This window comes from Streptomyces sp. Act143, from assembly GCF_003143935.1.
Lineage (GTDB): Bacteria > Actinomycetota > Actinomycetes > Streptomycetales > Streptomycetaceae > Streptomyces.
On the sequence record NZ_QFRX01000001.1, the window covers coordinates 7,063,052 to 7,084,480 of the forward strand.

Consider the following 21,429-nt stretch of genomic DNA (forward strand, 5'->3'; position numbering starts at 1 on the left):
GTCCCCGTCCGGCACCCGCGCCCCCTCAACGGCGTGCCGTCTCCGGCGCCTCGTGCCGCCCCGGCGCCGGGACCAGCCCCGGACCCGACCGCAGCCGGCGCCGCACCCCGCGTACCAGCGCACCCGCCGTGTAGGTCGCGCCGTGCACGAACCGCATCGCCGGGCCGAAGCCCGAGGCCGTCGCCAGGCCCGCCAGGAACAGGCCGGGGTGGGACGTGGACTCGAAGTCCCGGCCGACCTCCGGAGAGCCGTCGGCGCCCGTCGCCAGGGCCGTGCGCAGGTCGGCGGAGAGCAGACCGAGACGGTCCGCGGTCGCCCTGAACCCCGTGGCGGCGATGACGTGTCCGGTCTCCAGCGTGCCGAGCGACCCCGCCGCGTCGGTCACGTCGAGCCGCAGCCCGCCCGGCACCGCCCGCGCCGCCGCCACCTCGTGGCCCAGCAGCACCTCCACCGCCGGCTCGACCCGGTCCCGCACCCACCACGCGCCCGCCGGCCCCAGCGCCGTCGCCGCGATCCGCGCCCGCGTCGGCTCCGGCAGCCGGCGGAACAGGCCGGGGCGCTCGGCGTAGAACCAGTTCCGCCAGCCGCAGCCCAGACCGCTGTGCGGGGAACGGGCCGACCGCCACCACGGGCGCTCCCACGGCGGCGGCACGTCGTTCCAGCACAGCTGCCCGGACCGGGCCAGCACCCGTACCCGGGTGCCCTGTTCGGCGAGCAGCGCCGCCGTTTCGAGGGCCGCCTGACCGCCGCCGACCACGGTGACGTCCTGGTCCCGGAAGCGGTCGAGGTCGCTGTGGTGGCTGCTGTGCGTCACGAGCGAGGCGTCCAGGCCGGTGAGGGCCGCCGGAACCTCCAGGAACGGCATCACGCCGACGGCCAGCGCGACCGTACGGGCGGACAGCGTCTCCCCGTCGTCGGTGACCGCCTCGAAGCCGCCGGCGCCCCGGGTCACCCGGGTCACCATGCGTTCGTCCACCTCGGGCGCGGCGTTGCGGGCGAACCACAGGCCGTACTCGGCGAACACCTCCACCGGGATCGGCTCGCCGTGCCGGGCCGTCATGCCCTGCTCGGCGCAGTAGACGTCCAGACGCCAGCGGCGTTCGGGGTCGGAGAGGTGGGACGCCCACGGCTCCGACTTCAGGAACATCCCGCGCGGCATGTGGTCGCGCCAGGACGCCATGGGCCGTCCGAAGACGCCCACCCGCAGCCCGGCGGCCGCGGCGTGGGACGCGATGGACAGGCCGTACGGGCCGGCGCCCACCACCAGCAGGTCGTACATCAGCAGCTGCTCGCTTTCTCGTCGTCCGACAGGTCGGTCAGGTACGCAGCGGTCGCCTGACGCACCACCAGTGCGCGGGCCCGTTCCCCGGGCGGCGCGCACAGCCTGCGCAACCGCTCCAGGACCCGCCGGGACACGTGCCGGGCCCACAATCCCCACATCGCCCGGCCCGGCCCCCGGTCGTCCGCGGCGTACCAGGCCGCCTCCCGGCCGCCGGGCGCCGGGCGCAGCGCGGTGAGCGGGGCGTAGTTCTCCACCACGAACTCCCGCCCGGCCCGCGGCAGCCCGTCCGGCAGCGGACGGTGGGTCAGGTCCAGGTGCAGGGCGCGTACGACGTCCAGCTCCGCGGTGTCGCAGAACAGCCGGAACTGGGCGCCGGGGCGCGGGTTGAAGTCCAGGAGGTGGGGGCGGCCGTCAGGGCCGTGGCGGAAGTCGAGGTCGAAGATGCCGCGGTAGCCCAGCTCGCCGGTGAGCCGCTCGGCGAGCGCCTGCACCGTCGGGTCCGGTGTCCACCGGCCCACCGCCGTCAGCCCGGCGTCGCGCGGCCAGGACCGCAGCTTGACGCCGGCACCGCCGCCGCGGACGGCGCCCGAGCGGTCGGCGTACCCGTGGCAGAAGCGGTCGCCGTCGGGGCCGGGCGGCAGGAACGCCTGGAGCAGCAGCCTGCTGCCCGCCTCCGGGGACCGCCGGTACAGCTCGGCTGCCTCGTGCGCGGAGCGCAGCAGCACCGTGCTGCGCAGGCCGCTGTCCGTCGGCAGCAGCCAGGGCCTACTCCACTTCGCCACCACCGGCAGCCCCAGGTGCCAGGCGGCGGTCGCGGCGTCGGCGGGGCTGTCCGGGATCAGCGTGACCGGGTGCGGCACGTCCGCCGTCGCGCACAGCGCGGCCAGTTCCGCCTTGTCGGCGACCCGCTCGGCCAGCGGACCCGGCGTCGCCGGCAGCAGATAGGAGGGGGCCAGTTCCTCGCGCAGCCCGCTCACCGCGAGCGCGCTCGCGTCGTCCATCGGGACCAGCACCGCGGGGCGCGCGATCCGGGCGGCGATCCGGCGCAGGGTGACGGCGATGTCGGCCGCGGGCGCGCCGGGTGGCGGCGGTGGATGGATCTGCCGTACAAAACGCGACCGGGACACCGGACTTCCGGCGGAATCCGCGATCACATGCACCTCCACTCCGGCCCGGCCGAGCGAACGCGCGGCACCCAGTGTTCCGTGGTGAAAGGGATTCCGGTCGATCCGCAGCAGGACGGCGGGGACGCGGGTGTCGAACAGCGACACGGATTCAATTCCTTCGGTCGTTTCACCCGTGCGGGCGATGGCGCCACCCGAAAGCCGCAAGCACGGTGGCGTAGTTCATATTCATATGACTGAGTGTCAGGTAACGCGTTTCACCTGTCCCCACAGCGCGAGAGTGAGAAAGGAGCAGGCATGGACTCACAGCAGCGAAGGGCCCGGACCGGTCGGCTGGCGTTCATCGCGGTGGCAGCCGCCGCGTCCGCCGCCCTGGCCTCGGGGCCCGGATTCGCAGCGGGGGTGGTGCGGGCCGCTGATCCTCCCGCTCCGACGCCCACGGTGCCCGCGGTCCCGGCGGAGCCGTCCCCGGCCCCGGACCCCGTGATCGAACCCGAGACCAAGCCCGCGGCCGAGACCGAGACCGAGACCAAGCCCGCGGCCGAGCCCGAGACCAGACCCGAGCCCGAGACCAAGCCCGCACCGGAGGCGCCCGCCTTCGGCGCCTACCTCGACTACGGCCCGCGCGGCGTGGCCCGGATGGCCGAGCTCAGCCGCTGGCTGGGCGGCGCCGAACTGCGCGTCGGCCACACCTATCTGCCCGGCGACCGCTGGAGCAACATCGAGGGCGCCCCCGGCTTCCTCGACGTGTGGGCGGACTGGCGCAACGAGAAGGACGACCGGATGCTCGTCCTCAACGTCCCGATGCTGGAGCGCAACGAGGACCACGTCTCCGACGCCGAGGTGCGGCTGCTGCTGCGCAGGGGCGCGGCCGGACAGTTCGACGATCACTTCCGCCGCCTCGCCGAGCGGCTGGTCGAGCTGAAGGTGCCGGACACGGTGATCGTGCTCGGCTGGGAGATGAACGGCATCACGTACACCCATCGCTGCGGGCCGGACCCGGAGGCCTGGAAGAAGTACTGGAACAGGATCGTCACCACCATGCGTTCGGTGCCGGGCCAGAAATTCCGCTTCGATTTCACGCCCAGCCGCGGCCGGGACGCGGTTGCCTGGACGAACTGTTATCCGGGCGACGACACCGTCGACATCATCGGCATGGATTCGTACGACCAGCCGGAAGGGCTCTCGTTCGACCAGCAGGTGAAAGAGCCCTACGGACTTCAGGAGCACGTGGAATTCGCCAAATCCCACGGCAAGGCAATTTCCTATCCTGAATGGGGACTCTTCCGCAACGGAGACAACGCCGAGTACATGCGGCGCATGCTCGCGTGGATGGACGAGCACAAGCCGCTGTACAACACGCTGACGGACTACTGCCCGCACGGCGTCTGGCAGTGCGAGGACAACCCGAAGGCCTCCGAGGTCTACCGGTCGATCCTCTTCGGCCGCACCCCCGGCGAGCCGACGACGGAACCGGCACCGGAGCCGACGCCGGTCGAGCCGACGCCCGTTCCGACCCCGGAGCCCACTCCGGCCAACCCGCCCAACTGCTCGCCGCTGGACCTGGGCGACTGGGTCGAGTACTGGATCGGCGGGAAGCTGTGCATGCGCTTCGACTGGTGGTCGCGCAGCCGGTGACGCAGGCGCACCCCGGTGGCGGCGGGTCGGTCACGATCCGCCGCCACCGCCGCGCTCCCGCCACCTGCGCAGCACCTCCTTGCCGTGCCGTCGGGCCGCGACGTCGCACAGCGCCGCCGCCAGCAGCGGGGCGGTGCGCCGACGGGCCAGCAGCAGCCGCTGATTGGCGACCGGTTCGGGCTTCCAGTGGTGCTTGTACGGCTCGTTGCCGCGCAGCAGGCTCAGCGTGCCGCGCGCGTGCCCGGTGCACGCGTCCAGCAGCATCACCGCCACGTCCGCCTTGCGTTCCCGCAGGCACGGATGGGCGCCGTAGAGATAGCCGCCCGCCAGCCGCCGGGACAGCAGGGTCAGGTCGACGGCCACCACGTCGTCGTCCAGCCGGAACTCGGTGACGACCGCGTCCCCGGCGGCCACCATCGGGCCGACCGCGCGCACCAGGTGGTCGCAGAACCGGGGCCGCAGGTGCTCGCTCGTCACCTTGCGCCCCTGCCACTGGAGCTGATGCAGCTCCAGCAGCCGGCGCACCGCCTTGTCGACCTCGTCCGGCTCGACCACATGCCGCTCGACGCCGAGCGAGGCGAGCTTGCGCAGCTTGGCACGCACCCGCTGCTGGGCCTTGGCGGCCGGCAGCCGGGCGACCAGTTCGTCCATCGGTACGGCGGGCAGCTCCAGGCACAGCGAGTCGCCGACCCGGCGCCGGGGCCCCGGCCAGTGGTCGTAGAGCCGCTCGGCCGCGCCGCCCGGCCGCACCTCGCGCAGGTCGACCAGCGCGGTCCGCGCCGCCGCCGCGAGGCCGTCCGTCAGCGCGGCCACCGCCTCCTCGCCCCGCTCGTCGTCCAGCAGGACGTCCCCGTAGTCGGAGATCGCCCCGCCGAGCGGCACCAGCGAGGGCACCGGCCGGCCGACGCGCATCAGCGGCGCGGCGGCCACCAGGTCGTCGTGGTCGCGGACGACGAGGACACGCAGCCGGCCGCGACGGCCGTACGACAGCCACCAGGAGTGCAGCCAGGCGTGGCTCTGGAACGGGGTCGCGGCGGAGCAGCGGCGGTACAGGCGCGTCCAGTCGGGGCCGAGCCCGGCGAAGACGGTGTCGTCGGTGACGAGTTCCGTCGTGTACGTCACAGCTGGCCGTGGGCGTCGGCGGCGACGGCCGGGCCGGGCACGGCGGCCGGCCGGCCGGTCGGCTCCTGCGCGGTCCGCCGGGGCCGCACCAGCAGCACCAGGCCGCCCAGCAGCCCGCCCGCGCTCGCCCCGACCAGGCCCGTCAGCGCGGGGGAGGCCGAGGAGGGCTCGGTGGGCTTGGTGGCGCGGGCGAACTGCTGGAGCTCGACGTTGGTGGCCGACTCGGTGTTGTCGGCGTGCCGGGTCAGCGCGCGGGCGACCGCGTTGGCCATGTCGGCGGCGAGGTCCGGGCGGGAGGAGGTCGCGGTGATCGCGACCATCGGGGCGTCCGGCGAGGTGGCCGTCTGCACACTGGACTTCAGTGTCTTCACGGGCACGCCCGCCCACACCTGGGCGTCCCCGAGCACCGCGAGCTGGGTGGCGACCCGGCCGTAGGCCTGCGCGAACCCGAGCGCGGAGGCGGAGTCGGACTTCTCGTTCGGCACGGCGATGACATAGCTGGTGGCCGTGTAGGCGGGCGTCTTGGCCAGGCCGTACACGCCACCGAGCAGGCCGCCCGCGACGGCGCCGGCCGCGAGCAGGGACCAGGCCGGGAGCGTCTTGGCGCGGGTGAGGACCGCCGGTCGGCGCGGTCCGGAGGGGTTCTCGGTCATGAGGAACTGACTCCCTGGGGTGACGTGGACGGTGACGGGGACGACGAGGATGCGGCCGCGTAGACGTCCATCAGCTGGGCGGCGCTGCGGGTGATGCAGTAGTGGTGGGCGGCGTCGGGGGCGGTACGCGGGTGCGGGCCCGCGGCGCGGGCGGCGGCGATGGCGCGGGCGAACTCGTCGGCGCCGCCGCGCACTTGGGCTGCGAGGGTCGCCGCCGACTCGGCGGGCAGGTCCTCGATCGCCGGGCAGGAGGCGTAGCGCACCGGCAGCCCGGCGGCCAGCGCCTCGACGATCGCCAGGCCGAAGGCCTCCTCCGGCGAGGGCGAGGCGAGCAGGTCCATCGCGGAGGTGAGGGACGGCAGATCGGGGCCGGGGGAGCCGTCGGGGACGCAGGGCCTCTCGCCGGTGAACAGGACCCGGTCGGCGACACCGGCCTCGTGGGCGGTGCGCCGCAGGACGCTCTCGTCCGGGCCGCCGCCGACCAGCAGGAGCCAGCAGTCGGGCGGGAGTTGGGCGAGGGCCTGGACGAGGATGCCGAACCGCTTGCCCGCGGTGAGCCGGCCGACGCCGCCGATGACGTACGCCTCCTCGGGCAGGCCGAGTCGGCGGCGGGTGCGGAGGCGCTGGAGAGGGTCGAAACGGAAGCGGGTCAGGTCGATGCCGTTGGGGACGACCTCGATGCGGGGGGCGGGCACGCCCCAGTTCCTCAGGCGCTGGGCGACCGTGGGGGAGACGGCGACCGTGGCCCGGCCCAGGCGCTCGCTGGCCAGGTACAGGCCGCGCACCCCGACGGTGAGCCGGCGGCCCTCCATCTGGGAGTCGCCCAGGGAGTGTTCGGTGGCGACCACCGCGCGGACCCCGGCGAGCCGGGCGGCCAGACGGCCGTAGACGCACGCCCGGTACAGGTGCGTGTGGACGAGGTCGTAGCCGCCGGAGCGGATCAGCCGGACCAGGCGTGGCAGCGCGGCCAGGTCGCGGTTGCCGGCCATGCCGAGGTGGGTGACCCGCACCCCGTCGGCGATCAGCCCGTCGGCCACCGCGCCCGGGTTGGTGAGCGTCACGACGTCGCAGTCGACCGGCAGGTGCCGCAGCAGCAGCCGCAGTTGCTGCTCGGCACCGCCGACGCCGAGACCGGTGATGACGTGCAGGGCCTTCACCTCAGACCCCCTCGACGGGTCGGCGCCGCAGGCGGTGCAGCCGGTGCTTGAGGAAGAGGCGCGCGGCGGTGTCGTTCTGCCCGACGTGAACGCGGGGCAGGGCGTGCGGGCCGGTGAGCGGGCCGGGGTCGATGGCGCAGGCGTACCGGTATCCGGCCCCGGCCACGGCGTCGACGGCGCGCCGGTCGACGGTCCCGTACGGGTAGCAGAAGCCGTCGACGGGAGCGCCGGTCAGCTCCTCCAGCTCGGCCCGGCTCTCGACGACCTCGCTCTTGAGGCGGAGGTCGTCGGCCCGGGTGAGGTCGACGTGGCTGAGACCGTGCGAGCCGATCTCGATGCCCGCCCGCGCGGCCTCCCGGATGCCGTCCGCCGTGAGCAGCGGCTTGCGCGGGCCCAGCGGGTCCCAGGCGTTCTCCCCGCCGAGCCGGCCGGGCAGCGCGAAGAGGGTGGCGCCGAAGCCGTGCCGCCGCAGGACGGGCAGGGCGGCGGTGACGAAGTCGGCGTACCCGTCGTCGAAGGTCAGGCCGACGAGGTCCGTGCGGTCGGGCGCGGCGAGCAGCTCGGTGACGGAGACGCCCCGCAGGCCGCGGCGGCCGAGCCAGGTCAGCTGCCCGTCGAGGCGGTCCGGGGTGACCGTGATGCGGTACGGGTCGTCGGAGACGTCGCCGACCGAGTGGTACATCGCGATCCACGGAACGGCGCGCGGCCGTGCGGGAGCGGCGGGATCAACGGGTGCGGCCATGAGCGAGCCTCCGCGTGAGGGTGCGTACGGATCGGAGTGCGGGTACGACGCCCTGGGCGTCCAGCGCCCAGGCGAGCAGGACGAACACGGCGCCGACGGTGGCGCCGCCCGCCGCGAGCCCGGGCACGGCCGAGGGCAGCTGTCCGGCGACGAACGCCCCGGCCGCGGTCGCCACCACCGCGGCCCGCACCGGCTTGCTCAGCTCGGTCAGCACGCCCCGGACCCGGATCGGCACACTGCGCGGCCCCATCCCGGCGAGCAGCACCACGGCCGTGACGGTGATCCCGGAGGCGTTGGCGGCGGCGATGCCCAGCACGCCCCAGGGGCCCACCGTCCAGGCGCCGATCCAGGACGTGGCGACGATGCCGGTGGCCATCGCGGCGACCGGGTACCAGCTGGGGCGGGCCGCGGAGAAGTACGACCGCACGAGCACGCCGGTCAGGGTCTGGCCCAGCAGGCCGAGGGCGTACACCCGCATGACGTCGGCGGTCGCCGCGGTGTCCCGGGCGGTGAACGCGCCCCGCTGGAAGAGGAGTTCGACGATCTGCGGAGCGCAGGCGATCACCGTGGCCGCGCCGAGCAGGAGGACGCAGGAGGCGAGCGCCAAGTCCCGCTCCACACGGTGGCGGGCCCGCTCTACGTCCCCGTCGGCCAGTGCCCGCGCGACCACCGGGAAGGTGACCGTGCACAGCATCATCGACAGCGTCATCGGGATCTGGGCGACCTTCTGCGCGTAGTTCAGGTGCGAGATGGCCCCGGCGTCGAGGGTGGAGGCGAGGAAGCGCTCGATGAGGGTCTGCGACTGCCGGCACAGCGCGAAGAGCAGGACGGTGGCGACGAGGGCGCCGCTGACGGCCCGCTCGGCGGACGCGCCGGGCTCGGCGGGCGGCTGCTCGACCGGGGCGCCCCTGCGCCGCAACTGCCGCACGAAGGAGGGCAGTTGTACGAGGACCATCAGTCCGCCGCCGATCGCCACCCCGGCCGCCGCCGACCGCACCCCCCACTGCCCGCCCAGGACGAACATCGCCGTGATGATGCCGGTGTTGTACGCCACGTAGATCGCGGCCGGCGCGAGGAAGCGGCGGTGTGCCCGCAGGGCCGCGCTGCAGTACCCGGCGAGCCCGAAGCCGAGGACGCAGACCGCGGTGAGGCGGGTGCAGTCGACGGCGAGGGCCGGGTCGGGCAGGCCGGGGGCGAGGGCCTCGACGAGGTAGGGGGCGGTGCCGGCGATGAGCGCGGACACCGCGACGAAGGCGAGGCAGAGGCGGGGCAGCGTGCTGCCGACCAGCGCCCGCACCGGGTCGCCGGGGGCGCCCTGGGCCCGCCGGGCCAGCGCCAGGCTGAACGCCGGGACCAGGGCGAAGGCCAGACCGTCCTCGATGAGCAGCGTCGAGGCGAACTCCGGGATGGTCCACGCCACCAGGAAGGCGTCCGTCTCGCTCCCGGCGCCGAACAGCCGCGCCAGCGCCTGGTCCCGGACGAGCCCGAGCAGGGCGCCGGCGGCGGTGAGGACGGCGGTGATCAGGGCGGCCTTGGCGAGGAAGCCGCGGGAGGCGGGGGCGACATCGGTGTGCTCGACGGCCGGCGCGGCGGCACGCGCCGCGGGAACGGCTACCGGGCTGGTGCCGACGTGGGGGTGGGTGTTGGCCACGGGACTGGTGTCGGCGTGGGGGTGGGTGTTGGCCACGGGACCGGTGTCGGCGTGGGCGCCGGTCTCCGCCACGGGACTGGCGTCGGCGCGGGTGCCGATGTCAGCCGCTCGACCGGCGTCGGCGTCGGTGTCGGAACCGGTGTCGGTGCCGGTGTCGAAACCCGTGTCGGTGTCGGAGCCGGCGACGGCGTCGGCCACGGACCCGGCGTCGGCCACGGACCCGGCGTCGGCCACGGACCCGGCGTCGGCCACGGACCCGGTGTCGGCGGCGGTGTCGGCCCGGGGCAGCCGGGAGGGCGTCACCGTCATCGCGCCGCGGCCTCCTCGACGCGGCCGGGCGCGGGAGCGGCGGCCGGCACGGCCTTGCGCAGACCGCCGCCGGCCAGCCCCCACCACGCCGCGAGCCCGAAGCACACCGCCGTCAGCACGGTGGAGGGCCCGCCGATGTCGGCGTACATGAAGTCGGTGAGCTGCCACACCAGCAGCCCGCAGGCGACGAGTCCGCAGTCCGTCCCGCGGCCCGACGGCCGGACCCGCGCCAGCCCCCGCAGCCCGCACACCAGCAGCGCCAGCCAGCCGCCCGCCAGGGCGAGGAGGCCGATCAGGCCCTGTTCGGCGAGGATCAGGAGGTACATGTTGTGCGGGGACAGCAGCGGCTGCTTGCGGAAGGCCGCGCCCGCGCCCTCCGTGTCGCTGCCGGCGGACAGGGCGAGCGAGGCGTGCGCGTCCCGGTGCTCGGGGAAGCCCTTCAACCCCACTCCGGTCAGCGGCCGTTCGCGCCACATGTCCACCGCCGCCGCCCACATCGTGTACCGGTCGGTGACCGACTGGTCGGGGGCGTCGGTGACCCGTGTGATGCTGTCGACGCGCTCCTGGAGCATCGCCGAGCCCACGCCGAAGCCGCCGACGAGGACCACCCCGAGCGCGGCGACCACGGCCCCCACCTTCAGGGCCCGCCGCAGCCCGGCCAGTACCAACTGCGCCGAGCAGGTCACCACGGCCGCGATCCACGCCCCGCGACTGAAGGACAGGGCCAGCGGCACGAGCAGGGCCAGTGCGCAGCAGGCGGCAACCGCCCGCTGTCGTACCGCCGTGGTGCCCAGCGCCAGCCCCACCGCGCAGATCAGCCCGAAGCAGACGACCGTCGCCATCCCCATCACGTCCTGCGCCCCGAAGGTGCCGACGGCGCGGATCTCCTGGCCCTGGTAAGAGGCACCGGTCCCGGTCAGGAACTGGTGCACCCCGATCGCCCCCTGCCACAGCGCGAGCCCGACGAAGGACCAGGCGAGGACCCGGAAGTCGGCGCGGCCACGGACCAGCAGCAGCACCGCGGCCGGTACGAGGACGAAGATCTGCAGATAGCGCCCCATGCCGGTGATCCCGGCCCCCGCGGACGCGGCGCCCGTGGCGGCGATCGCCAGCCCGACCACGGGCAGTCCCAGGATCACGGCGGCGGTACGCGACAGGGGGCGCCGCCGGTCCCGTACGAGACGGATGCCGCAGTACAGGACCATCAGCGCCGAGACCGCGTCGGCCGGTCCCGCGCCGCCCTCGCCGCCGGGCCCGATCGGCAGCCCCAGCAGGGCGATCACGGCCATCACCGGCAGCACCGGCGCGCAGCGCCGCACGTGGTCCATGGGTCAGCTCCCGGTCGGGCGGACGAGCGCGGCGGCCGTGCGGACGAGGATGCAGATGTCCTGCCACAGCGACCAGTTGTCGATGTACGCGTTGTCGAAGCGGGCCCGGTCCTCGATGGAGGTGTCACCGCGCAGACCGTGGATCTGGGCGAGGCCGGTGATGCCGGTCTGCATCCGGTGGCGGGCCGCGTAACCGGGGTAGGTCTGGCTGAACTGACCGACGAAATAGGGGCGTTCGGGCCTCGGGCCGACCAGGCTCATGTCGCCCCAGAAGACGTTCCACAGCTGGAGCAGCTCGTCGAGCGAGGTGCGTCTGAGGAAGCGGCAGAACCACGACATCCGGCGTTCGTCGGCCACGCTCCAGCGGGTCGCCGACTCGTGCTCGTCGACCGGGCGGTGGGTGCGGAACTTCAGCAGCGTGAAGGGCCGTCCGTCCTTGCCGATGCGCTCCTGGCGGAAGACGACACCGGGTCCGTCGGTCAGCCGCAGCACCACCGCGCACACCAGCAGCAGCGGGCTGACCAGCAGCAGCAGCGTCCCGGCGACCAGGATGTCCAGCAGCCGCTTGCCGGCGCTGCCGGGCCGCCGGCCGCCCATGTCGAGGCGGCGGCAGGCGAATCCGGCGAGCTGATCGCGGGAGGCGTACGAGGGGGAGTCCGCGTCGATCTCCCACACCGCGCAGCCCGACTCGGCGAGCGCCCGCAGCAGCGGCCCCTGTCCGGTCCGTACCGAGGGGTGGACGACCAGGACGTCCCGGACACCGTTCTGGATGAGCGCCCGCTCGACCTCCTCGCCGGTCGTCAGCACGGGCAGGCCGTCGCTGCCGTCGGGCTGTTCGGCGACCACGCCCACCGGCCGCACTCCGCAGCGCGGGTGGCGCAGCAGCCCGGCGGACACGCGCTGCGCGGTCGCGGCCGGGCCGATGACGAGGGCGGCGCGCGGCCGGTCGCGCAGGGCGGCGCGGCGCCGCCAGTGCACGGTGCCGCGGGTCGCGCAGGCCGCCGCCGACTGGAGCAGGAAACCGGCGGCGAGGGTGCCGGAGGCCAGGGCGTGCTGCGGGGCGTGCCCGGCTACCAGCGCGCCGAGCGCCAGCCAGGCCACCGCGATCCGGCCGCACACGGTGGGCAGTTCGTCGAGCACGCCCGGTACCGCGCGCGGCAGATGCGGGCGCAGCAGCATCGACGCCGCGACCAAGAAGGCCGCGAGCAGCGGCTGGTGCGCGGTGCCGGTGAGGGCCAGGGCGCCCAGCAGGGCGGCGGCCAGGTCGGCGGCGAGCAGCGGCACGGGCGAGGCGGGCCGGGGCTGCGGGCGGCGGTGCGGGAACCGGAATCCGCCGGTGACGCCGCGCGAGGCGAGGACCGAGACGGGCGAGACGCCGGGGTCGCGTGGCTGCCCGCCGGGCGAGGGGAGGGTGCTTTCCGCGGTCACGAGTGGATCGACTCCCTGTACTCGGAGGGCATGACGCGGCCTGTCGTACCGAGCAGTTCGCGGTACAGGTCCGCCACCGCCCCGGTGGTGTGCCGTACGTCGTGCGTGGACAGCACGTGCCGGCGCCCCTGGTGGCCGAGCGACTCGCACCGCAGGGGATCGAGCAGCAGCCCGGCGACGGCCCCGGCGAGCGGCGCGGGACTCTCGGGCGGGACGAGACAGTGCGGTACGAGGCCCGGCGGCAGGCTCTCGCGGGCGCCGTCCACGTCCGTCAGCACCACCGGCCGCCCGCACGCCATCGCCTCCAGCGGGGCGAGCGCCATGCCCTCCCAGCGCGAGGGCAGGACGACCAGATCGGCGGCCTGGTACCAGGGGGCGGGGTCGGTGACGGCCCCCGCGAAGTGCACCGACTCCGTTGCCAGGGACCGCAGTTCGTCCCGGTCGGGTCCGTCGCCGACGAGGGCGAGCCGGGCCCGCGGCACCCGCTCCAGCACCGCCTCCCACGCTCGCAGCAGGACGTCCTGCCCCTTCTGCCGGCACAGCCGCCCCACGCACACGACGAGCGGGGCGGCGGGATCGACCTCGGGAAGGAGGGAGGCCCGGACGGTACCGACGGCGGCGGGGTGGAAGCGGGCGGGGTCGATGCCGTTGGGGACGACGCTGAACCGCCCGGCGATCCCGGCGCGCACGCCGGTCGCGCGCTCCGCCTCGCTCACGCACACCACCCGGGAGGCCCAACGCGCTCCGAACCGCTCCCACTTCAGGGCGAGCGCCGCGGTGGTCCCGCCGACCGCCTCGAAGGACCAGGCGTGCGGCTGGAACACGGTCGGGACCCGTCCGCGCACCGCGAGCCGTCCGGCGAGACCGGCCTTCGCACTGTGCGCGTGCACCAGTTCGGGCCGTACTTCCTCGATCACCCGTGCGAGCCGCCGCACCTCACCCGGGAGCGACGGCCCCGGGGAACGCGTCGCGGCCCAGTGCCGTACGTCGGCGCCGAGCGCCCGCAAGCCGTCGGCGAAGGCGCCGTCCGGACAGGCCACCGCGACCCGCATCCCGGCCGTGAGCTGGTCCCGGACCAGGTCCGTCACGACCCGGGCGACCCCGCCTTCCACCGGCTGCGTAAGGTGCAGGACCCGTGGCCGAGGGTCGGTTGCTGACTGGTGCATTGCGCGGTTTCCTCGCTCACGGATGGCACTCGGGACGGGCGGGAACGCGCCTCACTTCTGGGCGTCGACGGCGACGAAGAGCGCGCCGGCCCACGCCGCGTCCCGCTGGGAAACGAGCCGGAAGGCCAGCTGGTCACCACCGCGCCCGAGAGCCGTCCCGAGATCGAACACATCGGAGTCGTAGCCGAGCGTGTTCGCGTACGACGGGACGCGCGTCGCCTGCCGTTCGCCGGGCTCGCTGATCGTCGAATTCAGTACGTCCGTACGGGGGTTGGCGGCGTCGGTGAGGGTGACCGGGGCCCCGCTGCCGGCCGTCAGGGTGAGTGAGTCGCCCGTACGGCCGCGGTCGCCGTCGTAGGCCACCAGACCGGCCACACCGGAGGCGCCCTTGGGGAAGCCGAGGCCGGCCGGCGTGACGGCGCGACCGGGCTTCAGGGTGTCGAACCCGTCCCACAGGGCCAGATGGCGCAGCGGCTCCGCCGCCTTCTCGTACGCCACGACGAGCGTCCAGCCGCCCCACGCCCCGGCCGCCGACTTGCCCATGGCCACGTTGACCTGCGCGACGGTGTAGAGCCCCGAGCCGCTCTCCCGCACCAGCTTCGTCACGTCCGCCGAGGCCTGGAAGGCGTCCGCGCCCTGCGCCACCCGGTGGCCGACCAGGGTGTCGGCGAGGACCTCCTTGTACTGGCCGCCGGGCTCGGCGATCAGCACCCGCCCGTTGTCCTTCGGCGGCTTCTGCTCGCCGACGCGGAGGTTGCCGCCCCAGTACAGGCGCGCGTACGTGGCCCGGGCGCCCTCGGGGAGGCGGACCTCGGCCCGGGAGGAGTTGTAGGTGTTGGGGTCGGTGTCGACGTCGACGTAGAACATGTCGAAGTCGCCGTTGGCCGCCGTGCCGCCCTCGCGGACGGCCGGGCAGGAGGGCGCGGCCGTGGTCGTCCGGCAGCTGATGGAGGTGTTGGCCGCGCGGACGATCCCGCCGTGCTGGAGCGCGCGGTACCGCTCGGTGAAGGGCAGACGCTCGGCCTCCGGGGAGGGCGGGGCCGCCGCGAGGGCGCCGACCGGGGCCCAGGCGGCGGCGAGGGCGAGGACTCCCACCGTCGCTCGGCGCAGCAGCGGACGCGGGGATTGGCGCATGACCGGGGTCGCCCTTCCGGGAGGTTGCGGGGGAGGGGTGGCACGCCCGGGGCGTGGCGCCAGGGCGTCAATGAGTGCGATGTGCCGGCTATAGGGGTGCGTCGCGAGGTCCGCAACTCTAGCTGCTATCCGTATTAATCCGGTGAAACCGGACAACTGTGTCGGAATGGTGAAGTCGGCCCTGTCGCGAGATCACCCCATTGGCGGCACAACTCCATCGGGCGCCGCGCGTTGACACAGCGCCGGGCATCCGCCCGGGTGTTTGTGTCAACCCAAGGAGCACCTCTCCATGTCGCGTATCGCGAAGGGCCTGGTCCTTACCTCTGCCGCCGTCGCGGCCGTCGCCGGCGGCGCCGGCATCGCCGCCGCCGACAGCGACGCGCACGGCGCGGCCGCCCACTCCCCGGGCGTCCTGTCGGGCAACGTCGTCCAGGTTCCGGTCCACGTTCCGGTCAACGTCTGCGGCAACACCGTGAACGTCATCGGTCTGCTGAACCCCGCCTTCGGCAACACCTGCGTCAACGACTGACGTCGGGGCGAACCGCCCTTTGCCGGCCGTCCTCCTGTGGTTCCCCCTCAGGAGGGCGGCCGGTTTTGCGTTGCCCCGAATGGGGGGTGGGCGCACCGACACGGTGAGCGGGGCTTGACAGGGCGTCTCACCAGGGATGACGCGGGCGCGGGACGGTCACGCCCTGTGTTTTATCGGTTGCAGGGTGTGGCGAGCGCTTTCACGGTGGGCTCAAGATCCGCCCCACCGAAAGGGAATCTCCATGCGTGCTCTGCCCGCACTACGTCTCGCCTCCACCGCCGTCACCGCCGCCCTGCTGTTCGGAATCACCGCGCCCGCCGCGGTGGCGGCCGACCACGAGTCGAAGCGCGAGCGCGTCGAGGCGGCGGCCAAGGCACCCCTCCCGGGCGCGGACGCGCTCCTCAGCCAGGTCCAGACCCTGAGCAACCTCGGCTCCCTGCTCGACCCGGTCACCGATGTGCTGAACACCGTGCTCAAGGCCGACGACGGCCAGATCACACCCGACCAGGCGACCCAGCTCCTCGACCCGGTGAAGGCCGCCATCGCCAAGATCACCGAGGCGGCCCCGGTACCGGTCCCGGAGACCCCGGTGACGCCGACGACCCCGTCGGCCGCCACCGCGCCGGCCACTCCGTCGGCCGCGACCGCGCCGGTCACCGGGCTGCTGCCGCTGCCCGCGGCCAAGAGCGGCGGCGACTCCAAGGCGCCGTCCGCGGACGCCGTCGGCGACGCGCTCGCCGCCCTGCAGCAGGCGGTCAGCGACCTGCTCGCGGCGGCCACCGGCGGCGACCCCACCAAGGTGGTCCCGGCCGCGACCGCGGTGGTGAGCAAGCTCCTCAACGCCGTTCTCGCGCTGCTGCTGGCCGGCGGACTGCCGCTGCCGCTGCCGGTTCCGCTGCCGGTGGACACCGGTGCCGCGACCGGCGCGGTCGGGGGCGCGACCGACACCGTGGGCGGTGCGACCGGCGCGGTGGGCGGCGCGACCGACACGGTGGGCGGGGTGACCGGCGGGCTGCCGCTGCCGCTGCCCGCTTCCTGATCCGAGGACGCAGCCGTGGCGCCGGCCAATTCGGCCGGCGCCACGGCTGTTTTGTTTTCCTATTGTTTTCTCTTGGTTCTGTCGGGTTGCAGAAAATTTCTGCGTACGGGGTTTCCGGGCCGGTGAAGAATCGTTAGGCACGGCGTCAGAATTCGCTCTGGTGACATTCGCTCTGGTGACGTGAGTCGCCGAAGAAAGGAACACGATGAAGTCCCTGAAGGCTGCCGCTGTAGTTGCCGGTTCCGTGGCCCTCGCCGGCGCTGCCGCCCCCGCGTTCGCCTACAGCGCCGCCGACGTCACGCCCACCAGCCTCACCGGTGCCGTGAACACGCTCACCAGTGGCCAGCTCGCCCCCGCCGACGTGATGCCGCTCCAGCACCAGTCGAACGCGCTCGACACCGAGAACAAGGACTCCGTGCTCAACACCGTCAAGGGCGCGACCACCACGCTGAACTCCAGCGGGCTGCTCGGCGGTCTGCCGGTGGGTGGCTGACGTATTCCGGGCCAGTGATCGGGGGCCGATTCCGCACCGTACGGAATCGGCCCCCGCCGTGTTCTGATTCTGTTCTCCTCTTGTTCTTCACCATTGATCCCGACCGTGTTCGAGGAAACGTCCCTCGATCGTGTGGACCGCGTGCGGGACGTCGCCCGGTCGAGTGAGAACGGGGCGGGACCCGTTCGGCCCCGTCGATATGGTCGCGCGGTGACCTCAACCTCAAGCGAAACCCGCCCCTTCAACGCCGCCGACCTCGGCACGCTCGTCGTCATGGCCTGGAGCGGCGAGGCCCCCGACGGCGACATGCCCTACCTCCTCGCCTACACCCTCGGGGACTCGGCTGCCGGACCGGAGGCCGCCACGGCCGCCGTCGAAGCGCTGCTGGAGAACAACGGCCTGCCCGTCGGCGGCGACCTCGTCGACGGCAACGCCAAGCCGAGCCTGCCGGTCAGCCTGCTCGTCGAGTCCGGCACGGCCGTCGTCAACATGCCCGGCTTCAACGCCCAGTGCAGCCCGCCGCCGGAGTGGCTGGAGGCCGTCGCCGAACGCGGCTTCGCCTACTTCGTGTTCACCACCCGCCCCTGGCCCGAGGCCGAGCCGGGCAAGCCCGTCGAGCCGGAGGCCCTCGCCGCCTTCGCCGGCGCCGACGAGACGCTCAACGCCGCCGCGCACATCGTTCTGCCGGCGCGCAGCCTGCGCGGCTGAGGCGACTGAGGCGGCTGCGGCAGCTGAGGCGGCTACGGCGGCGAGGCGGCTGAGGCGGCTACGGCGGCGAGGCGGCTGAGGCCGCCGGGCGGTGCGACCGGGCCCCGGCCTTTCGGGGCGGGCCTGGTCGCCTCCGGCATGCCGAACCGTTCAGCCTGCAGATCCCCGGCCCGTTGCTCTCCCCGGTCGATATTCAGCCTATGGAGCCGTCGTACTACTGCGGCAGCCGGGCGAATCTTGCGCTGGTGAGCGGCCCAGGATCGTTACGCGGTACGGACGTTGAGACCGACGAACCCTGAAAGGGACCGTGCCTGAGATGAAGCCGACCACCCGCCGAACCCTTGCCGCCGTCATCACGGGCGTCGCTGCCGCGGTGGGCGCCACCGCGACCCCCGCCGCAGCGGTGGAAACGGTCCCCGTTCCGGTGCCGCTGGACGGCGTCGAGAACTCCCTCAACATGGAACTGCCCACGCTCGGCGGCGAGATCCCGCTGCCGGTGCCCGGCGCCCCCGAGGGCCCGCAGTACGTCGAGGGCCGGCTCATCCCCGAGCGGGTCATCCCGCAGCTCCCGGTCTCCGGCGGGCTCCCCGGCGCCGGTCTGAAGGCGCCCCTGCCGCACATCCTCGGCGACGACTTCGACCACGTCGGCGTCGGGGCCCCGGCCTCCGACCTGCGCACGCTGGCCCCCGGACTGTCCGTCGACGCCCCCCTGACCGCGCCGAACGCCGACAACTTCGGCCTGCCCGAGACGAAGCTGCCCCAGGTGGGCGTGCTCACCCCGGTCCTGCAGACCGTGCCGGGCGCGGACCTGGTCGCCGGCCCCGGCCTGTAACCGCGCAGCCGCGCAGCCCCACCCTCGTAGCCTCCCAGGGAGCCCGTACGGCTCCGTCCGGCCCACCGGACGGTGACCGTGCGGGCTCCTTCGCGGTTACCGCTACGGATCGACCGAACCGGGAGGAGCACAGGATGGTCGTCAGTGTCGGCAGTGTCGGCGGAGCGGGAGTCAGAGCCGGAGCCGGTGTGGGCATGGGAGCCGGTGTGGGAGTCGGAGTGGCGGGCGGGGTGGAGCCCGCGGTGAGCGGTCAGACGAGACCTGGCCCGGCGGGGGACGCGGCGCGGAGGGGCCGACGGGACGTCCTGCGCGGGCTGTTCGCCGCTGCCGGGGCGCTGGTGCTCGCGCCGCTCGTCGCCGCCTCCCGCCCGCCGCACCGCGCGGACACCCCCGGCGAGCTCGCCTTCGACGAGACCTACCGCGGCCGCCACATCCGCGGCATCAAGACCACCGCGGGCCGCGTCTTCGGCGCCGACCCGTGGCACGTCACCGTCGACGGCCGCCCCCTGCACCTGATGCGCCGTGCCGACGGCACCTGGCTGAGCATGGTCGACCACTACCGGTCGTACGACACCCCGCTCGCGGCGACCCGCGCGGCCGTCGACGAACTGGGCCCGGGACAGCAACTACGTGACACGCCCATGGACATGGGGGACACCCACACGGGCATGGGCCACACCCGCACGGGCATGAGGGACGCGCAGATGGACATGGGGGACGCACACATGGACATGGGGGAACACCATGGCGTACGTCCGTAAGGACGCCGGCACGCTCACGAGCGCGGAGAAGCGGCGCTTCGTGAAGGCGATGCTGGAGATCAAACGACGGGGCGAGTACGACGAGTTCGTACGGATGCACATCGACTTCTACGTCACCGACGGCGAGGGCGGTCTCCGTACGGCCCACATGGCGCCGTCCTTCCTGCCCTGGCACCGCCGGTTCCTGCTCGACCTGGAGCGGGCGCTGCGCCGGGTCGACGCGTCGGTGACCGTGCCGTACTGGGACTGGACGAAGGACCGCAAGGTGGGTGCCGGGCCCTGGACCGAGGATCTGCTCGGCGGCAACGGACGGCGCTCGGACCGGCAGGTGACGACCGGGCCGTTCGCCTACGCGGGAGGCAACTGGACCATCAAGGAAGGCATCACCGACGGGGAGTTCCTCACCCGCGACCTAGGCCGCGCCCGCGACCCGATCGAGCTGCCGACCAAGGGCGAGCTGGAGTCGGCGCTGGACGACCCGGTGTACGACGTCCCGCCCTGGGACTCGACGGCGGAGAAGGGGTTCCGCAACCGGCTGGAGGGGTGGGGGAGCGGGCGCGGGCCCGTCGCCTGGCGCAACCACAACCGGGTGCACCGCTGGGTCGGCGGTGTCATGGTGGGCGGCGCGTCCGTCAACGACCCGGTCTTCTGGATGCACCACGCCTTCGTCGACCTGCAGTGGACCCGCTGGCAGCGCCGGCACCCCGACGCCCGCTATCTGCCCGCGAAGCCGCCGGAGCCGGGCAGTTCGCAGTACCGGCGGATCGTGGCGCGGCACGAGAAGCTGCCGCCGTGGGATGTGACGCCGGACTCGCTGGAGGACGTGGGCCGGATCTACCGGTACGCCTGACATCCCCCTGTCACCGGGCATGGGAAGAGCCCCGGCGCTCGGAGTGCCGGGGCTCCTCGGTGGTGCGGTACTGCGGGTGCTGACGGGATGTCAGTCGCCGTAGCCGTAGCCGCCGCTCTTGTCCATGCCGTCGCTGACGTTGGCGCAGGTGTTGCCGAACGCCGGGTTCAGCAGACCGACCAGGTTGGCGGTGTTGCCGCACACGTTGACCGGCACGTGGACCGGAACCTGGACGAGGTTGCCGGACAGGACGCCGGGCGAGCCGACGGCCTCACCCTGGGCGCCCGCGTCCGCCATGGCCAGACCGGCGCCGCCGAGCGCCATGGCACCGGCGCCGAGGGCGATTCCGGCAGCCTTCGCGATGCGAGACATCACGTTCTCCTTTTGGATCGATGACCGCGCGGCAGCAGGACGTGCCACCGCACTGCCGGTTCAACGCCGCCGCTGACGGCTGGTAACGGCGATCATGTGCGGATCACCCTTTTTGAACAGGGCGGTGCATGGGAGCGGTGCCTGGTGATGGGAGGGCGGGGGGCGGTGGAAATTCGCTTAGCCGCGGGGTGGGCCCTCCACTAGCCTCCGGGCATGGCTACCGACCAACTCATCCGTCTGTTCACCGACGAGAACCGGGTACGGGTCTTCGCCGCGGTGGCGCTGGGCGCCGACACTCCGGAGGACGTCGCGCGGGCGGCCGGAGTGCCCGCGAAGGAGACAGCCCTCGCCCTGCTGAAGCTGCGCGAGGAGGGCGTGGTGACGGCAGGGGACGGGGGCGAGGGTGAGGGCGAGGGCGGAGGCCGACTGGCCGTCGCCTATGCGCTGTTCCGGCAGTACGCGCGCGAGGGGCGGGAGGCAGCGACGCCGGACACCGGGAATCCCGGGTCGGGGGACGCGGACACGGACGCGCTGCTGCGGACCTTCGTACGGGAGGGACGGCTCGTGCGGCTGCCCGCCCAGTGGACCCGCAAGAAGCTGATCCTGAAGTACATCGCCGAGCAGACCTTCGAACCGGGCGTCGAGTACCCCGAGCGGACGGTCGACGAGAAGCTCCGGGGCTGGTGCGAGGACGGCGACGTCGACCATGTGACGCTCCGGCGCTACCTGGTGGACCTGGAGCATCTGCGGCGGAGCGAGGGGATCTACCGGCGGGTGGCCTGAAACCTGGCCTGGTGAGAAAAGGGCGCCCCCGGCAGGACTCGAACCTGCGGCCAAGCGCTTAGAAGGCGCCTGGCGAGGGCACGTCTGTTGTGCCTCTGACCTGGTCCTACGTGATGGTCTGACCGGCCGTCAGTGAATCTTCCGGCGTTTTCGGGAAGGATCCCGCTGGTACCGACTACTGCTGGGTGCGTGACGGTCCGGCGTGATGCCCTTCGAGCCCGGCTGTAATCGATGCTGCGAGTTCTGAACTCTCGACCTCTTCGTCCCGAATGAGGTTCGGGCGAGATCGTGACCGGCCATGATGGGTATCAGTGCCGGTCAGGAGCTT

The 21,429-nt window shown here is 73.6% G+C and carries 21 protein-coding genes; 9 read left to right on the forward strand and 12 right to left on the reverse strand.

Features of this window, described 5'->3' with window-relative positions; translation table 11 throughout:
- Nucleotides 1-25: 25 nt before the first annotated feature.
- Both DI272_RS32305 and DI272_RS32310 read right to left on the reverse strand, forming a co-directional pair.
- Complete coding sequence (locus tag DI272_RS32305) at nt 26-1,279, reverse strand: NAD(P)-binding domain-containing protein (RefSeq protein ID WP_109498704.1); 1,254 nt, start codon at nt 1,277-1,279, stop codon at nt 26-28.
- Nucleotides 1,279-2,553: an ATP-grasp domain-containing protein gene (locus DI272_RS32310; RefSeq protein ID WP_109498705.1), complete on the reverse strand. Its 1,275-nt coding sequence runs from the start codon at nt 2,551-2,553 to the stop codon at nt 1,279-1,281. Before DI272_RS32310 ends, DI272_RS32305 begins: the two co-directional genes overlap by 1 nt.
- Nucleotides 2,554-2,703: 150 nt before the next feature.
- On the opposite strand from DI272_RS32310, the gene DI272_RS32315 reads away from it, so the two are divergent.
- The gene (locus tag DI272_RS32315) at nt 2,704-4,044 is read left to right on the forward strand and encodes a glycoside hydrolase family 26 protein (RefSeq protein ID WP_109498706.1); all 1,341 of its coding nucleotides are present in this window, start codon (nt 2,704-2,706) and stop codon (nt 4,042-4,044) included.
- Between the two features lie 30 nt (nt 4,045-4,074).
- On the opposite strand, the gene DI272_RS32320 is transcribed toward DI272_RS32315, so the two are convergent.
- The 9 genes from DI272_RS32320 to DI272_RS32360 are packed head-to-tail and all read right to left on the reverse strand — an operon-like array spanning nt 4,075 to nt 14,734.
- The gene (locus tag DI272_RS32320; protein ID WP_109498707.1) at nt 4,075-5,166 is read right to left on the reverse strand and encodes a GNAT family N-acetyltransferase; all 1,092 of its coding nucleotides are present in this window, start codon (nt 5,164-5,166) and stop codon (nt 4,075-4,077) included.
- Nucleotides 5,163-5,819, reverse strand: coding sequence for a lipopolysaccharide biosynthesis protein (locus tag DI272_RS32325; protein ID WP_109498708.1), 657 nt, complete (start codon nt 5,817-5,819; stop codon nt 5,163-5,165). The genes DI272_RS32320 and DI272_RS32325 overlap by 4 nt, the downstream gene beginning before the upstream one ends.
- Nucleotides 5,816-6,976, reverse strand: coding sequence for a glycosyltransferase (locus DI272_RS32330; RefSeq protein ID WP_109498709.1), 1,161 nt, complete (start codon nt 6,974-6,976; stop codon nt 5,816-5,818). The genes DI272_RS32325 and DI272_RS32330 overlap by 4 nt, the downstream gene beginning before the upstream one ends.
- A 1-nt stretch (nt 6,977) precedes the next feature.
- Nucleotides 6,978-7,718: a polysaccharide deacetylase family protein gene (locus tag DI272_RS32335; RefSeq protein WP_109498710.1), complete on the reverse strand. Its 741-nt coding sequence runs from the start codon at nt 7,716-7,718 to the stop codon at nt 6,978-6,980.
- Nucleotides 7,702-9,678, reverse strand: coding sequence for a murein biosynthesis integral membrane protein MurJ (locus tag DI272_RS32340; RefSeq protein ID WP_258314748.1), 1,977 nt, complete (start codon nt 9,676-9,678; stop codon nt 7,702-7,704). Before DI272_RS32340 ends, DI272_RS32335 begins: the two co-directional genes overlap by 17 nt.
- The gene (locus DI272_RS32345; protein ID WP_109498711.1) at nt 9,675-11,006 is read right to left on the reverse strand and encodes an O-antigen ligase; all 1,332 of its coding nucleotides are present in this window, start codon (nt 11,004-11,006) and stop codon (nt 9,675-9,677) included. The genes DI272_RS32340 and DI272_RS32345 overlap by 4 nt, the downstream gene beginning before the upstream one ends.
- A 3-nt stretch (nt 11,007-11,009) precedes the next feature.
- Nucleotides 11,010-12,434: a sugar transferase gene (locus tag DI272_RS32350; RefSeq protein WP_109498712.1), complete on the reverse strand. Its 1,425-nt coding sequence runs from the start codon at nt 12,432-12,434 to the stop codon at nt 11,010-11,012.
- Complete coding sequence (locus DI272_RS32355) at nt 12,431-13,600, reverse strand: glycosyltransferase (protein WP_109498713.1); 1,170 nt, start codon at nt 13,598-13,600, stop codon at nt 12,431-12,433. The genes DI272_RS32350 and DI272_RS32355 overlap by 4 nt, the downstream gene beginning before the upstream one ends.
- Nucleotides 13,601-13,651: 51 nt before the next feature.
- Entirely contained in the window at nt 13,652-14,734 is a 1,083-nt protein-coding gene (locus DI272_RS32360) for a DUF3344 domain-containing protein (RefSeq protein WP_109498714.1), read from the reverse strand.
- Nucleotides 14,735-15,023: 289 nt separating this feature from the next.
- Here DI272_RS32360 and DI272_RS32365 point away from each other — a divergent pair, with 289 nt between their 5' ends.
- The 7 genes from DI272_RS32365 to DI272_RS32400 all read left to right on the forward strand — a co-directional run bounded on the left by DI272_RS32365 (nt 15,024) and on the right by DI272_RS32400 (nt 19,946).
- Nucleotides 15,024-15,263: a chaplin gene (locus tag DI272_RS32365; protein WP_109498715.1), complete on the forward strand. Its 240-nt coding sequence runs from the start codon at nt 15,024-15,026 to the stop codon at nt 15,261-15,263.
- Between the two features lie 241 nt (nt 15,264-15,504).
- A complete protein-coding gene (locus tag DI272_RS32370; RefSeq protein WP_181387382.1) occupies nt 15,505-16,302 on the forward strand; it encodes a hypothetical protein in 798 nt (265 codons plus the stop codon).
- 205 nt (nt 16,303-16,507) lie between these two features.
- Nucleotides 16,508-16,795 carry a hypothetical protein gene (locus DI272_RS32375; protein WP_109498716.1) on the forward strand — a complete coding sequence of 96 codons (288 nt, stop codon included), beginning with the start codon at nt 16,508-16,510 and terminating at the stop codon, nt 16,793-16,795.
- Between the two features lie 210 nt (nt 16,796-17,005).
- Complete coding sequence (locus tag DI272_RS32380) at nt 17,006-17,503, forward strand: DUF5949 family protein (RefSeq protein WP_109498717.1); 498 nt, start codon at nt 17,006-17,008, stop codon at nt 17,501-17,503.
- Nucleotides 17,504-17,819: 316 nt separating this feature from the next.
- Nucleotides 17,820-18,335 carry a hypothetical protein gene (locus DI272_RS32385; protein ID WP_109498718.1) on the forward strand — a complete coding sequence of 172 codons (516 nt, stop codon included), beginning with the start codon at nt 17,820-17,822 and terminating at the stop codon, nt 18,333-18,335.
- 194 nt (nt 18,336-18,529) lie between these two features.
- Complete coding sequence (locus DI272_RS32395; protein ID WP_109498720.1) at nt 18,530-19,096, forward strand: tyrosinase cofactor; 567 nt, start codon at nt 18,530-18,532, stop codon at nt 19,094-19,096.
- Entirely contained in the window at nt 19,080-19,946 is an 867-nt protein-coding gene (locus tag DI272_RS32400) for a tyrosinase family protein (protein ID WP_109498721.1), read from the forward strand. Before DI272_RS32395 ends, DI272_RS32400 begins: the two co-directional genes overlap by 17 nt.
- A gap of 90 nt (nt 19,947-20,036) precedes the next feature.
- On the opposite strand, the gene DI272_RS32405 is transcribed toward DI272_RS32400, so the two are convergent.
- A complete protein-coding gene (locus DI272_RS32405) occupies nt 20,037-20,318 on the reverse strand; it encodes a chaplin (protein ID WP_109498722.1) in 282 nt (93 codons plus the stop codon).
- 213 nt (nt 20,319-20,531) lie between these two features.
- Here DI272_RS32405 and DI272_RS32410 point away from each other — a divergent pair, with 213 nt between their 5' ends.
- Nucleotides 20,532-21,101 carry a DUF2087 domain-containing protein gene (locus DI272_RS32410; RefSeq protein ID WP_109498723.1) on the forward strand — a complete coding sequence of 190 codons (570 nt, stop codon included), beginning with the start codon at nt 20,532-20,534 and terminating at the stop codon, nt 21,099-21,101.
- Nucleotides 21,102-21,429: the final 328 nt, after the last annotated feature.